At 38.4% G+C, this 20,936-nt stretch carries 16 protein-coding genes, 1 pseudogene and 1 other annotated feature; of the genes and pseudogenes, 12 read left to right on the top strand and 5 right to left on the bottom strand.

Annotated features, from left to right (window positions below; genetic code table 11):
• Positions 1–321: 321 nt before the first annotated feature.
• Positions 322–1,437, bottom strand: coding sequence for an aminopeptidase (locus FA727_RS17180; RefSeq protein WP_136832795.1), 1,116 nt, complete (start codon positions 1,435–1,437; stop codon positions 322–324).
• Between the two features lie 205 nt (positions 1,438–1,642).
• Between FA727_RS17180 and FA727_RS17175 the strand changes: the two genes are divergently transcribed.
• Genes FA727_RS17175 through ytxJ form a run of 3 tightly spaced genes read left to right on the top strand, consistent with a single transcriptional unit; the run spans position 1,643 to position 2,935 of the window.
• Entirely contained in the window at positions 1,643–2,107 is a 465-nt protein-coding gene (locus FA727_RS17175; protein WP_136832794.1) for a DUF948 domain-containing protein, read from the top strand.
• A 30-nt stretch (positions 2,108–2,137) separates the two neighbouring features.
• Positions 2,138–2,581, top strand: a complete 444-nt coding sequence (locus FA727_RS17170; protein ID WP_136832793.1) for a YtxH domain-containing protein — start codon at positions 2,138–2,140, stop codon at positions 2,579–2,581.
• Between the two features lie 24 nt (positions 2,582–2,605).
• Positions 2,606–2,935: a bacillithiol system redox-active protein YtxJ gene (gene ytxJ / locus FA727_RS17165; RefSeq protein WP_136832792.1), complete on the top strand. Its 330-nt coding sequence runs from the start codon at positions 2,606–2,608 to the stop codon at positions 2,933–2,935.
• Here the strand turns inward: ytxJ and FA727_RS25105 are convergent.
• Positions 2,928–3,008, bottom strand: a pseudogene (locus FA727_RS25105) (hypothetical protein); the annotation flags it as partial. The gene ytxJ and the pseudogene FA727_RS25105 overlap by 8 nt on opposite strands.
• Positions 2,971–5,133, bottom strand: a complete 2,163-nt coding sequence (locus tag FA727_RS17160; RefSeq protein WP_136832791.1) for a cell division protein FtsA — start codon at positions 5,131–5,133, stop codon at positions 2,971–2,973. The pseudogene FA727_RS25105 and the gene FA727_RS17160, both read right to left, overlap by 38 nt.
• A 232-nt stretch (positions 5,134–5,365) precedes the next feature.
• Here FA727_RS17160 and FA727_RS17155 point away from each other — a divergent pair, with 232 nt between their 5' ends.
• The gene (locus FA727_RS17155) at positions 5,366–6,442 is read left to right on the top strand and encodes a bifunctional 3-deoxy-7-phosphoheptulonate synthase/chorismate mutase (RefSeq protein WP_136832790.1); all 1,077 of its coding nucleotides are present in this window, start codon (positions 5,366–5,368) and stop codon (positions 6,440–6,442) included.
• 216 nt (positions 6,443–6,658) lie between these two features.
• Positions 6,659–7,657: a catabolite control protein A gene (ccpA, locus tag FA727_RS17150; protein WP_136832789.1), complete on the top strand. Its 999-nt coding sequence runs from the start codon at positions 6,659–6,661 to the stop codon at positions 7,655–7,657.
• A 56-nt stretch (positions 7,658–7,713) separates the two neighbouring features.
• Here the strand turns inward: ccpA and acsA are convergent, their stop codons facing one another.
• Positions 7,714–9,432, bottom strand: coding sequence for an acetate--CoA ligase (gene acsA, locus FA727_RS17145; RefSeq protein WP_136832788.1), 1,719 nt, complete (start codon positions 9,430–9,432; stop codon positions 7,714–7,716).
• Positions 9,433–9,651: 219 nt separating this feature from the next.
• On the opposite strand from acsA, the gene FA727_RS17140 reads away from it, so the two are divergent.
• The 4 genes from FA727_RS17140 to FA727_RS17125 all read left to right on the top strand — a co-directional run bounded on the left by FA727_RS17140 (position 9,652) and on the right by FA727_RS17125 (position 13,837).
• Positions 9,652–10,284 carry a GNAT family N-acetyltransferase gene (locus FA727_RS17140; RefSeq protein ID WP_136832787.1) on the top strand — a complete coding sequence of 211 codons (633 nt, stop codon included), beginning with the start codon at positions 9,652–9,654 and terminating at the stop codon, positions 10,282–10,284.
• A 40-nt stretch (positions 10,285–10,324) separates the two neighbouring features.
• Positions 10,325–10,972 carry an acetoin utilization AcuB family protein gene (locus tag FA727_RS17135; protein ID WP_136832786.1) on the top strand — a complete coding sequence of 216 codons (648 nt, stop codon included), beginning with the start codon at positions 10,325–10,327 and terminating at the stop codon, positions 10,970–10,972.
• Positions 10,969–12,138: an acetoin utilization protein AcuC gene (locus FA727_RS17130; RefSeq protein WP_136832785.1), complete on the top strand. Its 1,170-nt coding sequence runs from the start codon at positions 10,969–10,971 to the stop codon at positions 12,136–12,138. The genes FA727_RS17135 and FA727_RS17130 overlap by 4 nt, the downstream gene beginning before the upstream one ends.
• 289 nt (positions 12,139–12,427) lie before the next feature.
• Positions 12,428–13,837 carry a tetratricopeptide repeat-containing diguanylate cyclase gene (locus FA727_RS17125; protein ID WP_136832784.1) on the top strand — a complete coding sequence of 470 codons (1,410 nt, stop codon included), beginning with the start codon at positions 12,428–12,430 and terminating at the stop codon, positions 13,835–13,837.
• 196 nt (positions 13,838–14,033) lie between these two features.
• Here the strand turns inward: FA727_RS17125 and FA727_RS17120 are convergent, their stop codons facing one another.
• Entirely contained in the window at positions 14,034–16,922 is a 2,889-nt protein-coding gene (locus FA727_RS17120) for a transglycosylase domain-containing protein (RefSeq protein WP_136832783.1), read from the bottom strand.
• 136 nt (positions 16,923–17,058) lie between these two features.
• Positions 17,059–17,288 (top strand) — a binding site (T-box leader).
• Between the two features lie 51 nt (positions 17,289–17,339).
• On the opposite strand from FA727_RS17120, the gene tyrS reads away from it, so the two are divergent.
• The 3 genes from tyrS (at position 17,340) to floT (ending at position 20,863) form a co-directional block, all read left to right on the top strand.
• The gene (gene tyrS / locus FA727_RS17115; RefSeq protein WP_136832782.1) at positions 17,340–18,596 is read left to right on the top strand and encodes a tyrosine--tRNA ligase; all 1,257 of its coding nucleotides are present in this window, start codon (positions 17,340–17,342) and stop codon (positions 18,594–18,596) included.
• A gap of 179 nt (positions 18,597–18,775) precedes the next feature.
• The gene (locus FA727_RS17110; protein WP_136832781.1) at positions 18,776–19,315 is read left to right on the top strand and encodes an NfeD family membrane protein; all 540 of its coding nucleotides are present in this window, start codon (positions 18,776–18,778) and stop codon (positions 19,313–19,315) included.
• A 27-nt stretch (positions 19,316–19,342) separates the two neighbouring features.
• Positions 19,343–20,863, top strand: coding sequence for a flotillin lipid rafts scaffold protein FloT (gene floT / locus FA727_RS17105; protein WP_136832780.1), 1,521 nt, complete (start codon positions 19,343–19,345; stop codon positions 20,861–20,863).
• Positions 20,864–20,936 lie beyond the last annotated feature (73 nt).

Here is a 20,936-nt window from a genome sequence, read left to right as displayed (position 1 = left end):
GCGGACACTAATGGCTGGAATCTTATGAATAGTGTCTTCATGAAGCGGTCATGCGGACACTAATAGCTGAAATCTTATGAATAGTGTCTTCATGGAGCGGTCATGCAGACACTAATAGCTGAAATCTTATGAATAGTGTCTTTAAGAAGCGGTCATGCGGACACTAATGGCTGGAATCGATGAATAGTGTCTTCATGGAGCAGTTATGAGAACAACTTTCACGAGATTCTTGCAATAGTTGTCTTCATAAACCGCTTATATAACTAAATCCCCTCTCCAAAAAGTCCCCACGGCTCAGCCATGGGGACCCAAAACAAATATTTACTTCAAATTCTCAGGGTTTAAAGACTCAAGCTCTGCAATAACGAAGCGTCCGTCCTTACGAATCAATACATCATCAAAATACATTTCTCCGCCGCCGTATTCAGGTCTTTGGATGTTGACCAAATCCCAGTGGATATTGGAATGATTGCCGTTAAAGGCATCGTCATAGCATTGACCTGGGGTGAAGTGGAAGCTTCCATCTATTTTCTCATCGAATAAAATGTCTTGCATGGGATGAGAAATATAAGGGTTTACCCCAATTGCAAATTCTCCAACGTAACGAGCGCCTTCATCCGTATCGAAAATTTTGTTAATTCGATCCGTGTCATTAGAAGTAGCTTCCACAATTTTTCCATCCTTAAACGTAAGCTTAACGTTTTCGAAGGTAAAGCCTTGATATGGAGAAGGTGTATTGTACGTAATGACTCCATTAATCGAATCACGAACAGGTGCTGTATACACCTCACCATCAGGAATATTCATTTGACCAGAGCATTTAATCGCTGGAATATTCTTAATAGAGAAAGACAAATCTGTTCCAGTTCCTGTAATACGAACCTTATCTGTTTTGTTCATTAGTTCCACTAGGCTATCCATCGCCTTGTCCATTTTGCCATAGTCTAAATTACAAACTTGGAAATAGAAGTCTTCAAATCCTTCTGTGCTCATTTTTGCAAGCTGAGCCATTGAGGAATTAGGGTAACGTAGAACAACCCATCGTGTTTTTGGAACACGGATGTCACGGTGTACTTTTTTCCCAATTGTAGAACCGTGGATTTTCATTTTATCGTCTGGAACATCAGCATGTTCATTAATGTTGTCTCCAGTACGAAGACCTATGTATGCGTCCATATTGCTCATGACATTGGCTTCAAACTCTGCCATCATGTTGTACTGTTCTTCCCCAGCTCCAAGAAGTAGAGCACGATCTACAATGTTATCTTTTAATAAAACAAAAGGGTAACCGCCAGCTTTATAAGCTTCATTCACAAGAGCAGTGACTAGCTCACGCTGTAGGCCAAAGTTTTCAATTAATACTTTCTCACCCTTTTGTAGTCTTACTGAATAGTTTATTAAGTTTTTTGCTAAAGTCTCAATTCGAGGATCTCGCACAATTTTTCCCTCCGATGATCATTTTTATAAAAATAGACAGCGTATATTGTGAAATAATTCCGTCCATTCCTTATTGTAACCGAACCGACGTGTTTTGTTGAATAATAATCTCTCTTAAACCGAAAGAGGAAACTAGATTTGATTTGTGTTAAGATTTGTATATAGAGGGAAAACATAGAATAGATAGTCCGCGGAGGTGCACATTTTGGAAATAATTCTTTATTTAAGCGCAGCACTAGCTGCCATTGCATTTTTGGTATTAGTCCTTTTTATTGGGAGAACATTAAAGTCTGTCCAAGTGACTTTAGATAGTGTTTCTAAAACTTTGGTGGGGCTAGAAAAGCAGCTTGATGGAGTGACACGAGAAACAACGGAGTTATTACATAAAACGAATGCTTTAGCTGAAGATATACAAAACAAATCAAATAGCTTGAATACAGTTGTAGAGGCTGTGAAGGATGTCGGAACAACCATTAAGAAGTTCAACGGGACCATTCAAACGGTTACTTCTTCTGTCGATCGACAGGTTGAACAAAATAAGGACAAGGTATCTCAAATCGTTCAATGGACGAATGTTTTTTTAGAGCTTAAAGAAAAATGGGCTGCAAAGAAGCAATCGAAGGAAATGGATGAGAAGAAAGTGGAAAGAGTAAGAGCTAGAGGCAATTAATTTTCATAAATGAACAAAGGAGGATGTAAAATGGGAAACCGTGAAAACCAATTAAACGAAAAGGAAGAAAATCAATTAAGTACGAAGGATTTTTTACTAGGAGCATTAATTGGAGGAATAGTTGGAGCGGCTACTGCTTTGTTCCTGACTCCGAAATCAGGAAAAGACATTCGTGATGAACTATCCCAGCAAGCCATTACATTAAAAGAAAAAACAGGTCATATTCGTGAAACGGCATTGAATAAAGGTACAGAATTAGCAGAAGTGGCAAAGGAAAGAACCATTTCCCTAGGACAATCCGTATCAAAGCAATCAAACGAGTTAGTAAGCAAAGTAAAAGCTCTACGTCCTCAAACAGATGAAGAAAGTAGTGACACAGGGGCAGCTTTTGCGAGTGGAGATTCTGACATTCAGAGAAAGCTAGAAGAAACGAAAAAAGCTTTTGATGAAACTGAACAGCAATTGAATCATTAATACACCTTCTGGGAGGAACCATAAGTGATTAAAATAGAATCGATTGAGGAATTTAATCAGATTATAAAAGAAAATGAGCAATTCTATTTCTTGAAGCATTCCTTGACGTGCCCGATTAGTCAGGAAGCTTTCGAAGAATACGAAAGCCATGAGAATAGCCATGGTGAAACAAAACACTACTATTTGGCGGTGCAAGAGGCAAGAGCACTATCTAATCATATTGCTGAGACATTTCAGATCAAGCATGAATCTCCGCAAGCATTTTTATTTAATAAAGAAACTGTTGCATGGCATGCTTCTCATTGGAAAATCACAAACAAGTCATTGACTCAGGCAACTGAAGAAGTTAAATAAAGAACAAAACCTCCACGAATGGAGGTTTTGTTCTTTTAAGCTTCACTTTTTCGATTTTCCCAAACGATTTGAAGGTGGTCTCCAGCATCAATTTGGTCATAGAAGGTGGTTTGTTGATTATTTTTTAATAAACGGAAATTCCCTTGTGCTCTTGCTGGCATTTCCACTTCAACAAAGTTGAATAAGTCTTGAAAGATAAAAGGCTTGAATCGTTTTTGTTGATGCGTTAACACATCGCCATCTTGGATGGTGTCTTCTTCTGAAAGAATTTGATCTTTTCTTCTAAACTCGGTAATGGTTTTCTTCAGTTCAAGCTCCTGTCCATTAAAGAAAACAGGAAGAGTGTGATTCAGCATCATTTGCTTTTTCTCTGCCAATTCTCTCACTGTGATCGGCCGTTTCTTTTCAACTACAATCTCATCTAAATGTTCAAAGCTACTATGCAGCTTTACTTCCATTCCATTTCGGAAGAGCCTTCCTGAAAAGGTTGGAAGAAAGGTTTCTTTGTGGTCTAATGTGACTCGAAAAGGCTTGAGAGATTGAACTAAGTCTCTTAAATTTAACGAAATGAGGACTTCGTCAATTGTTTCTGGTATTTTGCATTCAATGCTGTCTCGGTCCTCTATCAAGACATCTGGAGACACGACTTTTCCATTTTGCGTAATCGTCGTTGTAATTTGATACTCTTCACCGTTTATTGACACCGTTTTTCTAGGGACTTCATCAAGTAATTCTTTGATTTGAAGGGTATTCTTTTCTCCATCCGCCCCACTAACAACAGTGAGCTGATCACCATTTTGAACTTCGTCATCTAACGAGCAAATAGACTCATTTTTTAATAGCTTTGGTGGACCGCCATGTTCTCCCGGAATCGTAATCTGTTGGCCATTTAAAGTCACGATCATCGCTAAACCCGGTTTCCCATAAAGCTTATTCATTTTAATACCAGCAGCCAATAGGCAATCTCCAACAGTTAATTTTTTCACTTCAAACAATCGCACTGGCTGTTCATTGACATACACTGTTACATAATGAACTGGTGTTTTTTGAGCTGCAATAGCAATACCGATTGGGGTCACCAACTCAGGACCTTTTGTAATCTGTTCGTCGATCGTTAAGGATTGAATCGCATCAATTCCTCGAATGGCTACACGATTTTCAGGAAGATTTAACTTTTCGGCAATCCTTTTTGGCAACTCTGGAGTTTGACTTCCTCCACCTACGAGCATGACTGCTTTAGGTGACTTATGGCCATTTAAATTGTAGATTTCTTCACAAATTGATTCTGCTAATCGGTCAATGGCTGGTGAGATTTGTGCGATAACATCTGACTTAGAGAACTCTGTCTCAAATCCTAGGATGTCAGTTACCGTAATACTGTCATTTGTATGGAGCTCTCGTTTTGCTGTTTCCGCCAGTGGGAAATCCAATAAAAGCTGGTCACTAATTGCTTCTGTGATTTCGTCTCCCGCAACAGGAACCATTCCATAGGCAATGACCGTTCCAGAATCTGTAAGGGCAATATCTGATGTTCCTGCACCAATATCAACAAGTGCTACATTCAATCTTCTCATCGTTGGTGGGATAAGTACATTGATCGCAGCAATTGGCTCAAGGGTCAGGGCTTCCATTTCAAGGTTTGCCCGATGCAGAGCCGAGATTAATGATTCTACAACAACCTTTGGTAAAAATGTCGCGATAATCTCAACAGATGCTTCGTCACCCTGCTGGTCAATTAAGTTCCCGATTTCCTCACCATCTAAGCGATAATAAAGGACAGAGTAGCCGACACAGTAATAATAATGACTGCGTTCTTCATCGTGCTTTTCAGCCACACTACTCTGAGCTTTTTGGACAGCACTTAATTCAATATGAAGAATATCTTCCTTTTGAATCATCGGCTTTCCTTTAATATCAATGATGACTTCAGCTCTTTCTGTTCGCAGGGCTCTTCCTGCTGCAGCTACGCTTACTTTATGTAAGGGACCATGCTTTTTCTCAAGCTGTTGCTTGATTTCGGTAATGATTTTCGAGACTGACAGAACATCATGAATTTGTCCATCAAGCATCGCTCGCTCCGAATGCTCAATCGCGAGCATATCGACAACATGATATTGTTGATTGTGCTCTTCCAATATGATTCCGACGACTGAACGGGTACCGATATCTAAGGCAAACAATTTCTTTTTATCTAGCAAAAGGATACACCTTCTTCAAGTTATAATCGTAAATGTTTTAAATCGCTTTATCGCTTAAAAGCGTTTAATTATTAAAGAAAAATACGTGACATTAAAATGAAATTCATATATAATAACTCTAATTATACAGAAATGTTTCATATTTCAACAGAGATTCCCTGACAATCTGTGAAAAAATCAAATGCAGATTCGAAAGGAAGCATATACTATAATTCGAAAGGACGGGAAAAAGATGAGCAATATGAAGCTAGAAGAACTACGTGATCGTGTTGACGAACTAAATGTTCAGCTATTAAATCTCATTAATGAGAGAGCACGACTTGTACAAGAAATTGGACGAGTAAAAGAAACACAAGGTGTCAACCGATATGATCCGGTTCGTGAACGTAAAATGTTAGATTCGATCTTAGAAAAAAATGATGGTCCTTTTGAAAAATCAACTTTACAACATCTTTTTAAAGAAATTTTTAAAGCAGGTCTAGAGTTACAAGAGGATGATCATCGTAAGGCGTTACTTGTTTCACGTAAAAAGCATCCAGAAAACACAATTGTGGACGTGAAGGGAACAAAGGTTGGTGCAGGAGCACAACAACTTATTTTTGGTCCTTGTGCAGTTGAATCCTATGAGCAGGTCGCAACTGTGGCAGCTGCTGTAAAAGCAAAAGGATTAAAGCTTTTACGTGGTGGTGCTTATAAGCCAAGAACTTCACCGTATGACTTCCAAGGTCTAGGTGTAGAAGGCTTGAAAATTTTAAAACGTGTTGCTGACGAGTACGATCTAGGTGTAATTAGCGAAATTGTCAGCCCGGCAGATATTGAAATGGCTGCACAATATATAGATGTTATTCAAATTGGAGCTCGTAACATGCAAAACTTCGAGCTGTTAAAAGCAGCAGGAGCAATTAATAAACCAATCCTATTGAAGCGTGGTTTAGCGGCAACAATTGAAGAGTTCATTAATGCGGCAGAGTACATTATGGCTCAAGGAAATGGACAAATTATTCTTTGTGAACGTGGAATCCGCACATATGAAAAAGCAACACGTAACACATTAGATATCTCAGCTGTTCCAATTTTAAAGCAAGAGACACACTTACCTGTCCTTGTTGACGTTACTCACTCAACAGGTAGAAGAGATCTATTACTTCCAACAGCGAAGGCTGCTTTAGCAATTGGTGCTGACGGTGTTATGGCAGAGGTACATCCAGACCCAGCAGTAGCTCTTTCTGATTCAGCGCAACAGATGGATTTAAACCAGTTCGACGATTTCATGGAGCAATTACTTGCTTCACAACTTGTTCGTGTTTAATATTTTTCTGCTTGAAAAAACCTTCTGCGGATTTAGCAGAAGGTTTTTTGATGTCTGAGAGTCGAATTTTCAACTTTTTTGTGAAAAAAGTTAGCTTGACATTTGCGAGAGATGGCGGAGTGAAGTATGATTATGTACATAATAATAAACTAAAGTGTGTTATGATAGGATAAAATAGTAGATAATTAACCGTTTTAGAATAAGGAGTCGATTGAATTGAATATCACAATATACGATGTGGCACGTGAAGCGAATGTGTCTATGGCTACAGTTTCACGGGTAGTGAACGGAAATCCAAATGTAAAGCCTGCCACACGAAAAAAAGTTTTAGAAGTTATCAGCCGTTTAGGCTACCGTCCAAATGCTGTTGCGCGTGGACTTGCAAGTAAAAAGACAACGACTGTTGGAGTTATCATCCCTGATATTTCAAGTACGTTCTATGCAGAGCTTGCACGAGGAATTGAAGATATTGCGACAATGTATAAGTACAATATCATTTTAAGTAACTCGGATCAAAACATAGATAAGGAATTGCACTTATTAAATACAATGCTCGGAAAGCAAGTAGATGGAATCGTGTTTATGGGCGGAAATATTTCTCAAGAGCATGTAGAAGAGTTTGAAAAGTCTCCAGTACCAATTGTTTTAGCTGGTTCTGTTGAAGAGACTGGCCAAGTTCCTTCTGTAAATATTGATTATGAGCAAGCTACATATGATGCGATTACTTCCTTTATCGAAAAGGGTCATAAGGAAATTGCTTTTGTCATTGGACCATTACATGAACCAATGAATGAAAAGAACAAGCTAAATGGTTATAAGCGTGCTTTAAGTGAAGCTGGAATCGAATATAAGGAAGACCTTGTTGTTGAAGGAGATTATACGTATGATTCTGGTATTGAGGCATTCGATAAATTGGCTGAGCTTGATAATAAGCCAACTGCCATTTTTGTAGGATCAGATGAAATGGCTCTTGGCGTTGTTCATGGAGCACAGGATAAAGGATTTGCAATTCCAGAGGATTTCGAAGTGATCTCTTCTGATAATACTAGACTTGCAGTGATGGTTCGCCCTCAGCTTACGGCTGTTGTCCAACCATTATATGATATCGGTGCTGTTGCGATGCGTTTATTAACAAAGCTGATGAACAAGGAAACAGTATCTGAGCAAACAGTTCTTCTTCCACACCGTATCGAGCTACGTAATTCAACAAAATAAGAATAGATCTAAAAAGAACCTCTGCCAGTGTTTGAGCAGAGGTTCTTTCATGTTTTTTAGTCTTCCATGGTAGACAAGTCACCAGTTGGCAAATCAAGTTCCCAAGCTTTTAGGACACGACGCATGATTTTTCCGCTTCGTGTTTTTGGAAGCTTTTCACGGAATTCAATTTCGCGTGGAGCGGCATGAGCAGCCAGCCCTTTTTTCACAAACAAACGAATGTCATCCTTAAGTTCATCAGTTGCTTCGTATCCATTACGGAGGGCAACGAAAGCCTTAATAATTTCACCACGAACAGGATCAGGTTTTCCGATAACCCCGGCCTCTGCAACAGCAGGATGCTCTACCAGCTTACTTTCGACTTCAAATGGACCGACACGCTCTCCAGACGTCATGATGACATCATCGACACGGCCTTGGAACCAAAAGTAGCCATCTTCATCCATATAAGCCGAATCCCCAGAAACATACCAATCTCCTGGCATGAAGTAGGATTGATATTTTTCTTCATTGTTCCAAATCGTTTTCATCATAGAAGGCCAGCCTTTTTTAATCGCTAGATTTCCCATACGATTTGGAGGAAGTTCGTTTCCTTGATTATCAACGATTGCTGCTTGAACACCCGGAATTGGTTTTCCCATGGAACCAGGTCTAATTTCCATACACGGATAGTTGGAAATCAATTGTGCACCTGTTTCGGTCATCCACCAGTTATCATGAATACGGCGGTTGAATACTTTCATGCCCCATCGGACAACCTCAGGATTTAATGGTTCACCAACACTTAACACATGACGTAATGCGCTTAAATCATAGTTTTTAATAATTTCATCCCCTGCCCCCATTAACATCCGGAAAGCGGTAGGAGCACTGTACCAAACCGTAACACCGTACTCCTCTAACATTTGGTACCATGTTTGGGGTGAAAAGCGTCCACCGACAATTACGTTTGATGTGCCTGTTAGCCATGGTCCAAAGATTCCGTAAGACGTTCCAGTTACCCAGCCTGGGTCAGCTGTACACCAATACACGTCATCATCTTTTAAATCAAGCACCCATTTGGCTGTTTGATAATGCTGAAGCATTGCGTTATGAACGTGAAGGACACCCTTTGGCTTGCCTGTTGAGCCAGATGTATAATGCAGAATTAATCCATCTGTACGTTCCACCCATTCAATCTGCAAATCCTTGCTAGCATTCTGCAGCTTTTTATTGAAATCTACTAATTTCTCTGTTTCTTCAATATTATCTCCAACAAGGAAAATATATTTCAATGCAGGTAGAGCATCAATTGGAACACGATCTAGTAATTCTGGAGTTGTGACAAGGACCTTTGCTTCACTATCCTCTAAGCGGTCACGTACGGCACCTTCCATAAATGCTTCGAATAATGGTCCTACGATTGCTCCAAGCTTAATCGCCCCTAAAACCGTGAAATAAAGCTCTGGAGAGCGTGGCATAAAGACAAAGACACGATCGCCTTTCTCAACATCGCCATAGGTTTTGAGGATATTTCCGGCCTTATTGGAAAGCTCCTTCATTTCCTTAAAAGTATACTTTTCATTCCGTTCACCCTCACGGTAATACAGAGCAACTTTATTTTTTCGATAGGAGTTTGCATGTCGGTCAATTGCTTCATACGCCATATTTACAAGTCCAGTTTCAGACCAAGAGAATTGCTTTTCAACTTCTTTCCAATCGAAATTCTCATAAGTTTCTTCGTAATTTGGTAAGTTGTAATCCCCTACAACAACTGATAGCGTTTCCAATTTCATTCCTTAAGTATCCCCCTTTTTGATAATGATGTTATTATTATATTACAAATAATTACTTTTCACAATTTTAAAAATATTCTTCTGAAGGATAGAACTCTATTTTTATAAAAAAGTAGCGTTGCGGCCTTTAATGCTGAAAATTTTGTGAAAGCGCTTGTAAATAATGACTTTCATGTATAATAGAAGTAACTTTTGCAAGATTTATTAGGTGGTGGATCGATGGAACATAAGAAAACGTATAATGCTAAAAAACTAATAACTCCGCATGGAGAGCTAATGATTGAAGGACCGATTACGCCAGAGGCTTTGGCACATTTAGAATTTCATGAGGATTTAGTAGCTTTTCGTCCTCCTACGCAGCAGCATAAAGCTTTGATAGAAATTGCTGGTTTACCTGAAGGGAGAATCATTATTGCAAGACACCACCATACCATCGTAGGGTACGTGACCTATTTATATCCAGATCCCCTTGAAAGATGGTCTGAAGGAAAAATGGAAAACCTGATTGAATTAGGTGCCATTGAAGTCATTCCGAAATTTCGTGGCAGTAAAGTAGGGAAGAATTTGTTGATCGTTTCGATGATGGACGATTGGATGGAGAATTATATTACGATCACGACAGAGTACTATTGGCATTGGGATTTAAAAGGAACGGGCTTGAACGTTTGGGAATACCGTAAAGTAATGGAGAAAATGATGAATACAGGCGGACTTGAATGGTATGCGACCGACGATCCTGAAATAAGCTCACATCCTGCGAATTGTCTTATGGTAAAAATCGGACAAAGAGTTGACCAGGAGTCGATTCAAAAATTTGATCAACTGCGTTTTATGAATCGCTTTATGTATTAGGCGAACAATCCCTAAAGCGGTACTTTTAGGAGGGTTACACATGATTGTTGAGGAAATTATGAACGCTGATGTCTTCACATTAGATAGTGAAAATACAATTGGAGATGCGATTCAATTAATGGCTGAAAAAAGAATCAAGCATATCCCCATTATCGATGGAGAACAGCGTCTAATCGGAATTGTCACTGATCGGGATATAAAAGAGTGCACACCCTCGATTTTTTTCGATGAAGGTCGTATGGAAGCATTGAATATGCCTTTGGCGGAGATTATGACAACTGATCTGATTACTGGGCATCCTCTTGATTTCGTTGAAGATGTAGCAGCCATCTTTTATGAGAATAAAATTGGCTGTTTACCAATTATCAAGGATCATAGATTGGTAGGAATCATTACACAAACAGATTTGCTACACACTCTAGTAGAATTAACTGGAGCTCATCAACCTGGTTCTCAAATTGAAATTCGTGTTCGTAATAAAATGGGCATGCTTTTTCGACTATTCTCAGATATTCAAAATTGTAAGGTTAATATATTGAGTGTCCTCGTGTATCCTGATAAGAAGGATGAGGATTTTAAGATTATTGCTTTACGAATTCAAACGATGAATCCTTTACGGTTAATTGAAGAACTTGAAAAATCGGGGCATCAGGTTCTCTGGCCGAATCTTCCGGGGATGGAAGCATGATGCAGGATGCTAAGTTCATTTTTTCAGAAGAACAATTGAAGTATAAGTTTAACAAGGATCACCCTTTTAATCAGTTAAGATTAAAGCTTACTTTAAGTTTGCTTCAAGAGATGAATGCCATATCTGAAGAAGATATCGTCCCACCTAGAATGGCCACTGATGAAGAGCTTCAGCTTGTACATGATCCCAATTACGTAAATGCCGTGAGGAAGGCAGGGAATGGAGAGTTATCGGAGGATGTAGCGGAAGGCTATGGATTAGGTACGGAAGATACACCTATTTTTCAAGGAATGTATGAAGCAAGTGCCCTTTTAGTAGGTGGAACCTTAACCGCGGTCGATTATGTGATGGAGGGAAAAGCGAAGCATGCCGTTAATTTAGGTGGAGGCTTACACCACGGCTTTAGAGGAAAGGCATCGGGGTTTTGTATCTACAATGATAGTTCTGTAGCGATCAAATATATTCAAGAGAAGTATGGGGCAAGAGTGCTCTATATTGATACTGATGCTCATCATGGGGATGGTGTGCAATGGGCGTTCTATGATGATCCCGATGTCTGTACTTTTTCTATTCATGAGACTGGAAGATATTTATTTCCAGGTACGGGAAATGTGAATGAGAGAGGGCAGGGAAAAGGGTATGGATATTCATTTAATATCCCAGTTGATGCTTTTACAGAGGATGAATCTTGGTTGGATGCTTATATTACATCTGTTCGGGAAATCGCAGCGTTTTTTAAACCAGATGTAATTCTAACGCAAAATGGTACGGATGCTCATTATTTCGATCCGCTCACACATTTGTCCTCGACGATGAAAATTTATCGTGAAATTCCAAAGCTCGCTCATGAAATTGCGCATCAGTATTGTGATGGAAAGTGGATTGCAGTAGGTGGTGGAGGCTATGATATTTGGCGCGTCGTCCCACGGGCATGGAGCCTCATTTGGTTAGAAATGACTGAAAATAGGAATTGTTATGGAAATTTACCAGGGGAATGGGTAAAACAGTGGCAAGCGGAATCTCCTGTGAAATTGCCTTTACAGTGGGATGATCCAGAAAACCTATATCGACCAATTCCTAGGAAACCCGAGATTACGGAGAAAAATGCCCAGACCGTAAAAAATGCTTTGTATCCGATTAGAGGAAAGAAGAGTGAACGAACATAATTTATAAAACAAAAGAGGAACATCTAAAGGTAAGCTATGAGCATAAGAGCTAGAATCCAATTGTGAGGACTACATCATTTTATGATTGGTCTTCACTTTTTATTTGATTCTACAATTTTTACTCGAGCAACTTTTTGTCATCAAACTTTTTACATTTGGTATAACAAGTTTTTACAAAAAATACAGTCAAAGGAACTATAAAATACTTTAAGAAAAGAGAGGAACCAGCTAAAATATTTTATATTAGGATATTATTACGCTTTATATGAATTGTTTAAGGAGAGAAATCATGACGACAGTAGATTTAAAGACTTTACAACAAGAAGTATCTCTTCTTAGAGCAGAAGGGAAATACAAGGAGACCATTGAAGCTTGTTACAATCTACTTAATTGGGCAACAGAATTAAATGATTATAAAGCGATGCTAACAGCACATATAAATAGTGCAGCTTCATTCTATTGTATTGGCGCTATTGAAGAAGCATTTCAAAGTATTGAATCGTATGACGAGATTTGTATTAAATATGGTGATGAAGCTGATGCTTTACATTTATACAATGTGTTGTTCTTACTATATGACTATAATAAGGATTATGAAAAAGCAAAAGAGACTCTATCAAAAAGTATTGAACTTGGAATGAAATTAGAAAAATTCAATATTGTGAGCAATGGGTATAGTAATTTAAGTCATGTTTGCCTAGCGGAAGGAAATTATTTGGATGCTCTAGCAATGGCAAGTAAAGGGCTTGAAATGGCAAAATTGCATGAACCACAAAGTCGAATCCTCGAATTAAGGGTTACATTGAATATTGCCCAAGCTTATATTGGTTTGGGAAATCAAGGAACATCGAAACAACTAATTGATGAGATCGTTCATGATCCAATATTAGATTCTTTTATAAGGGAAAAATCTCAAGCATTTATTTTGCAAGGAAATTGGTTATCCAAACAAAAGTTATATAAAGAGGCTTTTGAATCGTACTCATATGCCAAAGAGTTAGTAGAAAGCTATAATGATGTGTATTTATTAAAAGTGATTCAAGAAGAAAGAAGTAATATATGTGAAAAAATGCAGGATATTCAATTAGGGTATAAAGTACAAAAAGAATATATTTCCTTGCTCAATGAAATAAATGAGCGGGAATTAGCATTAACAGCATTAAAGCTAGATGTAACACATAACTTATCATTGATAGAAAAGAAGGCGAATACGGATTATTTAACCGGTTTATATAATCGCAATCATCTAGAAACTGTAACAAATGATTGGCTACGACAGGCTTATGAAAACGATGAAAGTATTGTATGTATCGTATTTGATATTGATAATTTTAAATCGATTAATGATAAATATGGGCATCTTTTTGGAGATGAAGTAATCAAAGAAGTTGCTAGGACCTGTTCATCTAAGATAGATGATAATGAAATGATTGGACGTTATGGTGGCGATGAGTTTGTCATAGTCCTAAAGAATACAACCCTTGATAAAGGGAAGAATAGAGCAGAGAAATTAGAAAAGATGATTAGAAACTTGCAAATCGATAGAGATGGGAGCATGATTTCAATAACTTCTAGTATTGGAGTTACAAGTAATTCAAATGGTTCTATTCTAACTTTTAATGAATTATTTCATGAAGCTGATGTGGGTCTTTATAGGGCTAAAAAGAAGGGTAAGAACCAAATTTATGTAACCTCATAATAAGAAGATAAGAACTTGATAGAATAATTTTTCCTTTTATTAGGCCAACATTTAATTTTTTGAAGATGTGGATATCACTTCTGTCATCCTAAGTTTCGTTGAAAAATTTATAAAAATTCATTTATAATGCAAGAAGAGGGTGTACCAAAGATCAACTTTGGACACCCTCTTTTTGTATTATTTCGATTAACCTTAGTTATCCACCATTATTTTCAGAAGAATTTCCGTTATCCTTTCCGTCTCCTGGTGGGTTCGTAGGTGGAGGATTAGGAACGGTTGGTTTTCCAGGTTGTTCTGGATTTCCTTTTCCTGGCTCTTCCTTCCCGGGTTGTTCGACTACAGGGACTTCTTCAGGTCCAATTCTAACTTCAGGTGATGGTGCTGATTCCTTTCCAGCGATATCGACAGCTGTTACATAGTATAAGCCGTTTCCGCCATTAAAGGATAGCGTTTCTCCGGTTTTAATAGAAGCGACCTTGCTACCGTCTTTATATACTCTGTATCCGACGACATCCTTTTCTGGATGGTTTGCCCAAGTGATTGTCGAGCCTGAAACTTTTGCAGATAGAGCAGCAGGAACTTTATCGTTATCCTCGATTTTATCATCTGGTAAAAGTATTTTTGACCAACGATCCTTCTCTGGAATTAATTGTTGAGGATTAACATTTACCCCAAAGAGCTTTTCTATATAATCCGGGTTTAAGATTAACCCAGCCTCAGCAAATTCATCTGGTGTTGAATCTAAGGCAAGATATTTTTTATCTCCAATTTGAACATACTTACCTTCGACTAAACTATCATCGACCTTGCTAGGTACATATTTTGCATTAAATAGATCAGTCTCAACAAGACCAGCCTTTGTACATGCATCAGAAGGTAACAAGCCAGAAACGGCACAGAAGGAGCGTCTCACAATTCCACCGGGCATCTTAATTGTCTCTGCTGGGTCAACCAATTCTGGTGCCACATCATAGGCTGCATTCATCATTTGAGCCCATAAGTAAATATTTCGGTTAGAGTAAGATAGCCCTTTGTAATTCAATTCTAAAGGCTTTGGTGTATCGTAACCCAGCCAAGTTCCGAAAGAGATATTCGGATTTGTAGCAACAAACCAAGCATCTTTATAGTCTTGTGCTGTACCTGTTTTACCTGCCCAGTCAGAACTGAACTTAAGTCGGCTATTTAGAGATGCCGCTGTACCTGATTTAATAACATCACGCATCATGTCGTATGTTAAATACGCTGTTTGCGGACTAAATACATCTACTGGTTGTACTTCATGCTGGTAAACCGTATTGCCTTCTTTATCTACAATTTTTTCGATTAAGTAAGCGTCGATAAATTGACCGTTATTCGCAAAGGTGCCAAAGGCATTGACGTTTTCTTCAACAGTGATGCCGTTTGTTAATCCCCCAATCGCTGTAGAACGGTTCGTATAATCTTCAGGTGTTAAGGAGGTAATGCCCATCTTCGTTAAATACTCAGCCGGACGTTGTCCTAAAATATCTGTATACGCTTTAACGGCTGGAACGTTATAAGATTTCGCTAATGCATACCTTGCTGAAACTAAACCACTATAGCCTCCACCGTAGTTTTTGGGCCAAGGGTTAGGATTTGTAGGATCTAATCTTAATGGTAAGTCAGGTAATATCGATCCAGGAGCAAGACTACCCAACTCAATAGCTGGAGCATATACAAGCAAAGGTTTCATCGTTGAACCATTAGAACGCTTACCACTTGTTGCATGGTTTAATTGCTCTTGATTAAAATCTCGACCGCCTACAAAACTAAGGATCTTTCCTGTTTTGTTTTCAATCATCATCGCCCCAACTTCAACAGGCTTATTAACTGTAACCTCTTCACCAGTTTCAGGGTCCGTTTCAGTTACTTGAATATCACTACCATAAAAAGTGAATTCATCCTTCACTTTTTGCATAGCATCATAGATATCCTTTTTAATCGTTGAATGAATCTTATATCCATTTTGACGTAAATCTCGATCGGCCAATGCTAAGTATTCGCCTTTTAAATTTTCGTCATTCTGTAAATCCTCTGCTGAGTATCCATCTTTTTCAGCTAATATCGTAGATAAAATATCAATTGCTCGTTTCTCAATTTCGAAAGTGAGCCATGGGTATTCCTCTTGAGGACTAGTACTTGGTGGAATGAAGTCTTGAGTAATGTCATAGTTGATAGCTTCATCATATTGTTCTTTTGTAATAGAGCCTTTATCATACATTCTCTCTAAAACAGTTTTCATTCGAGTCATTCCTGGCTCGAGATTATTTTTGATTTCTCCTTTATTTGTAAAAGGAGTGTAACCGAATGGACTTTGTGGGAGACCTGCGATAAAGGCTGCTTGTGGAAGCGTTAATTCCTTTGCAGTCACTCCAAATACCCCTTTTGCTGCTGCTTGAACTCCGCCAATGTTTCGTCCTGTTGAATTTCTACCAAAGGTTGAAACATTTAAATAGGCCTCTAGAATTTCTTTTTTGTCAAAGAATTGTTCTAGCCTAAGCGCTAACAAAATTTCTTTTGCTTTCCGTTCAAATGAGACCTCATTTGTTAGAATTTGATTCTTGATTAATTGCTGTGTTAACGTACTACCACCTGTTTGCACAGCAGAGTTTGTTACTTCTTGAAATAGTGCACGCATGATAGCTTTTGGAACAACTCCATCATGCTCGTAAAAATATTCATCCTCCGTTGCGACAACCGCTTTTATAAGATAATCTGATACGTCCTCTAGCTTAACTTCCTCTCGTTCTAAGTCAGTACGAAGCTTTCCTAAATAGACGTCATCAGCGAAGTACAAATCTGATGTTTCTTCATAGTTGTAAATATCCTTCTTCATACTATCGTAGGAGCGAATTGGTTCATCTTTAACCATTGAGGCAAAGTAACCAGCTCCTACACCACCTGCAAATGCACCGCCAAGGATGATAACAACAAAAAAGATAAGCACTAAATTCCAAACCACATGATAAGTAATGCTTGCGCTTTTTTTAGTCTTTTTACTTGTGAAAAAAGCTTGGCAAGACTGGATAAGTTGCTTCCAATTTAATTTTTCTTTCAATCGTATCATTCCCCCTAGAATCACATACATTATAGCATAAAGCGTAAGACAAGTATTAAGATAACGTCAATTTTCTAACAATCCTGTAATGTGGTTTGACAAGATGCATGGTTTTATGATAAAAATTCCTTAAATCAATTTTTATAATCAAGCTATGATGGGAATGAAACTTCGTTCAATAGTAGTGCTTCTATCTCTGTTTCAGAAAGCTGACGGTTGCTGCAAGTCAGTACACATAGAATGCATGAATTACCTCCCTGAGCTTTTACTGTGAACCATTGTGTACTAGCAGTAAACGGCATGTCCGTTATCTATTTGAGTGGAGAACTTTATAGTTCTCAAGTTGGGTGGTACCGCGTATAACACGTCCCTTCGATTTAATCGAAGGGGCTTTTTTTATGTAAAAAAATTGTTGGAGGAATAGTCATGAATTTATTACAAGATTTACAGTGGCGTGGAATTGTATATCAACAAACTGATGAAGCAGGGCTAACAGAATTATTAGCGAAAGAAAAGATTTCTTTATACTGTGGAATGGATCCAACTGGAGACAGCATGCATATCGGACACTTGCTGCCATTTTTAACACTTAGACGTTTCCAAAATGCTGGCCACCGTCCGATCGTACTTGTTGGTGGGGCAACTGGATTAATCGGTGATCCGAAGGCAACTGAAGAGAGAGTACTTCAAACCGTTGAAACGGTTCAGAAAAACGTTGAAGCATTAACTGAACAATTAAAGACAATCTTTAATTTTGAAGGGGAAAACGGCGCGATCATGGTAAATAACTATGATTGGACTGCTCCGATGAATGTGATTACTTTCCTTCGCGATTATGGCAAACATGTCGGAATCAATTACATGCTTGCAAAGGATACGATTGCTACTCGTTTAGAAACGGGTATTTCCTTTACGGAATTCGCATACACAATCCTGCAAGGTATGGACTTTAAACATTTATATGAGCAGCACAACTGTAAGCTCCAAATCGGCGGAAGTGACCAATGGGGGAATATTACTACAGGTTTAGAGCTTATTCGCAAAATGACCGATGAAGATTCAAAAGCATTTGGACTAACTATTCCGTTGGTAACAAAATCAGATGGAACGAAATTTGGTAAAACAGAAAGTGGTGCTGTTTGGTTAGACCCTGAAAAAACGTCTCCATATGAGTTCTACCAGTTCTGGATTAACACAGCTGATGCGGATGTAGTGAAATACCTAAAATACTTTACGTTCCTTTCTAAAGAGGAAATTGAAGGGTTAGAGCAATCTGTTCAAGAAGAAGCTCATCTACGTAAAGCACAAAAAGCTTTAGCGGAAGAACTAACTCGCATGATTCATGGAGAAGCAGCACTTCAACAAGCAATCAAAATTACAGAAGCTTTATTTAGCGGAGATATTCGTAATTTAACTGCTTCTGAAATTAAGGAAGGCTTCAAGGATGTTCCTTCTCACGAGCATAAAGAGGGTGAAGAACTTGGCATTGTCGACCTTTTAGTAAATGCAAAAATTTCTCCATCGAAGCGTCAAGCACGAGAAGATGTGGGGAATGGAGCTATTTATGTAAATGGAGAAAGAATTACAGAAGTAGAATATGTGCTTTCTGATAATGATCGTATCGAAAATCAATTTACGGTGATACGCCGAGGAAAGAAAAAATACTTCTTAATCAAATACTAATTGATTTGAGAGCAAGGGTGATTCATTTCATCTTTGCTCTTTTTTTGTCGTAAGTTTGTATAATTTTGAAACTTTTTACAAATTCCTCCGTATTTAAGATAGGCCACAAACTTACATATAAAATTTTTGGAAGGAGGGTGTAACGTTTCTTCTTTAAATTATGAAAGAGGGTGACACGCATGGAATTGTTCGGGAGCTCCATTCAATCCATTTATTTAACAACTCTCATTATTGCTGGTGCATTAACAATCCTATACATTCTTTTCAATGACCTCCTTGATGGATTTGCAGAAATGATTCCATTTCTAAATCCAGCTCTTATTCTTGCTTTTATCACATTTTTTTCTGCAAGCGGATACTTATTTGAAATTCTGACTTCATTTAATAGCTATCTTATCGTTGCTTTCTCCATCTTAATAGCTCTTATTCTTGATACTTTACTTCATATTTTTGTACTTGTACCTTTGTCTTCAGCAGAGGAATCACTCGTTTATACTACAAATTCTTTACGTGGAAGAGTGGGAAAGGTGATCATTCCTATTCCAGTTGGGGGCTATGGGGAGGTTCTTTTGAAGAGCGCAAGTGGCTCTGTAGCAAAATCAGCTGTGAGTTTTAAAGGAGAGTCAATTGAGGAAGGAAAGAATGTTTTAGTTGTGGAGGTTAAAAGTGGTGTTCTCTACGTAGTCCCACACGAAAGCCCAGAGGATTTCTACTTTTAGATAAAAATTGTTTGAGGGGGAATTATGATGACAATGCCGGTTATCATTATTATTGGAGTAGTTGCTTTTCTACTAATCGCTTTATTACTTGTATTTATTACAAAGTATCGGACAGCTGGTCCAGATGAAGCACTAATTGTTACGGGGAGTTATTTAGGGAATAAAAATGTAAATGTAGACGAATCAGGTAATAGAATCAAGATTATTCGTGGTGGCGGTGCATTTATCTTACCGGTCTTCCAACAAGCGGAACCACTCAGCTTATTGTCCAGTAAGCTTGAAGTAACAACTCCAGAAGTGTATACGGAGCAAGGTGTTCCAGTGATGGCGGATGGTACGGCCATTATTAAAATCGGTAGTTCTATAGAGGAAATTGCAACAGCAGCGGAACAATTTCTTGGCAAGCCGAAAGCAGACAGAGAAAATGAAGCAAGAGAAGTACTAGAAGGTCATCTTCGTTCCATCTTAGGTTCGATGACGGTAGAGGAAATTTATAAAAATCGAGATAAGTTCTCACAAGAAGTTCAACGAGTTGCCTCACAGGATTTAGCAAAAATGGGTCTAATGATCGTTTCTTTTACGATTAAGGATGTAAGAGATAAAAATGGCTACCTTGAATCTTTAGGAAAACCGAGAATCGCCCAAGTAAAACGTGACGCTGATATTGCTACTGCTGAAGCAGAAAAAGAAACACGAATAAAGCGGGCAGAAGCAGATAAGGATGCGAAAAAAGCTGAGCTTGAACGAGCAACTGAAATTGCAGAAGCAGAAAAAGAAAATCAAATGAAAATAGCTGATTATCGTCGTGATCAGGATATTGCAAAAGCCCGAGCTGACCAGGCTTATGATTTAGAAACGGCTCGTGCTAAGCAGGAAGTTACTGAGCAAGAAATGCAAATTAGAATCATTGAACGTCAAAAGCAAATCGAGCTAGAAGAAAAAGAAATTCAACGTCGTGAAAAACAATACGATTCAGAAGTGAAGAAAAAAGCAGATGCGGATCGTTACTCGGTTGAGCAAGCAGCTGCTGCGGACAAGGCAAGACAACTAGCAGAAGCAGATGCCAACCAGTATCGTATTGAATCGTTAGCAAAAGCTGAGGCAGAAAAGGTTCGCTTAGATGGTCTTGCAAAAGCGGAAGCAGAGCGTGCGAAAGGTACTACCGAGGCGGATGTTATTCGTCTGAAAGGTCTTGCGGAAGCAGAAGCAAAGAGAAAGATTGCCGAAGCGTTCGAACAGTACGGAAATGCCGCTGTTCTAGATATGGTTGTTCAAATGTTGCCTGAATACGCAAAACAAGTAGCAAGCCCACTAGGAAACATTGACAAGATCACTGTTGTGGACACTGGTGGTAATGGTGAAAATAGTGGAGCCAACAAAGTAACAGGCTATGCAACTAACTTAATGTCAACCTTACAGGAATCTTTAAAAGCTTCTTCTGGAATAGACATGAAAAATCTCCTAGAGAACTTCTCAGGAAAAGGAAACGTGCGGGAGAGTATAGAAGAGTTGACTAAAGAGTTAGTAAACGCAGAGACAAAAGAATAAACAATAAAAAATAAACATTCTTTCCTTAAAAAAAGAGGTAGAGAATGTTTATTTTTTTCTGAGCATTTATTAG

Origin of the sequence: Robertmurraya kyonggiensis (assembly GCF_005116465.1) — a bacterium.
GTDB lineage: Bacteria > Bacillota > Bacilli > Bacillales > Cytobacillaceae > Robertmurraya > Robertmurraya kyonggiensis.
The sequence above is the reverse complement of the archived record's forward strand: the minus strand, read 5'-3'. Positions and strand labels throughout refer to the sequence as shown.

Bases quoted from the DNA above. Each gene is read 5' to 3' on its own strand.
- FA727_RS17170 (WP_136832793.1), top strand. From the start codon at position 2,138: ATGGGAAACCGTGAAAACCAATTAAACGAAAAGGAAGAAAATCAATTA.
- FA727_RS17120 (WP_136832783.1), bottom strand. From the start codon at position 16,922: ATGATACGATTGAAAGAAAAATTAAATTGGAAGCAACTTATCCAGTCT.
- acsA (WP_136832788.1), bottom strand. From the start codon at position 9,432: ATGAAATTGGAAACGCTATCAGTTGTTGTAGGGGATTACAACTTACCA.
- FA727_RS17155 (WP_136832790.1), top strand. From the start codon at position 5,366: ATGAGCAATATGAAGCTAGAAGAACTACGTGATCGTGTTGACGAACTA.
- floT (WP_136832780.1), top strand. From the start codon at position 19,343: ATGACAATGCCGGTTATCATTATTATTGGAGTAGTTGCTTTTCTACTA.
- tyrS (WP_136832782.1), top strand. From the start codon at position 17,340: ATGAATTTATTACAAGATTTACAGTGGCGTGGAATTGTATATCAACAA.
- FA727_RS17135 (WP_136832786.1), top strand. From the start codon at position 10,325: ATGATTGTTGAGGAAATTATGAACGCTGATGTCTTCACATTAGATAGT.
- FA727_RS17140 (WP_136832787.1), top strand. From the start codon at position 9,652: ATGGAACATAAGAAAACGTATAATGCTAAAAAACTAATAACTCCGCAT.
- FA727_RS17125 (WP_136832784.1), top strand. From the start codon at position 12,428: ATGACGACAGTAGATTTAAAGACTTTACAACAAGAAGTATCTCTTCTT.
- FA727_RS17130 (WP_136832785.1), top strand. From the start codon at position 10,969: ATGATGCAGGATGCTAAGTTCATTTTTTCAGAAGAACAATTGAAGTAT.
- FA727_RS17110 (WP_136832781.1), top strand. From the start codon at position 18,776: ATGGAATTGTTCGGGAGCTCCATTCAATCCATTTATTTAACAACTCTC.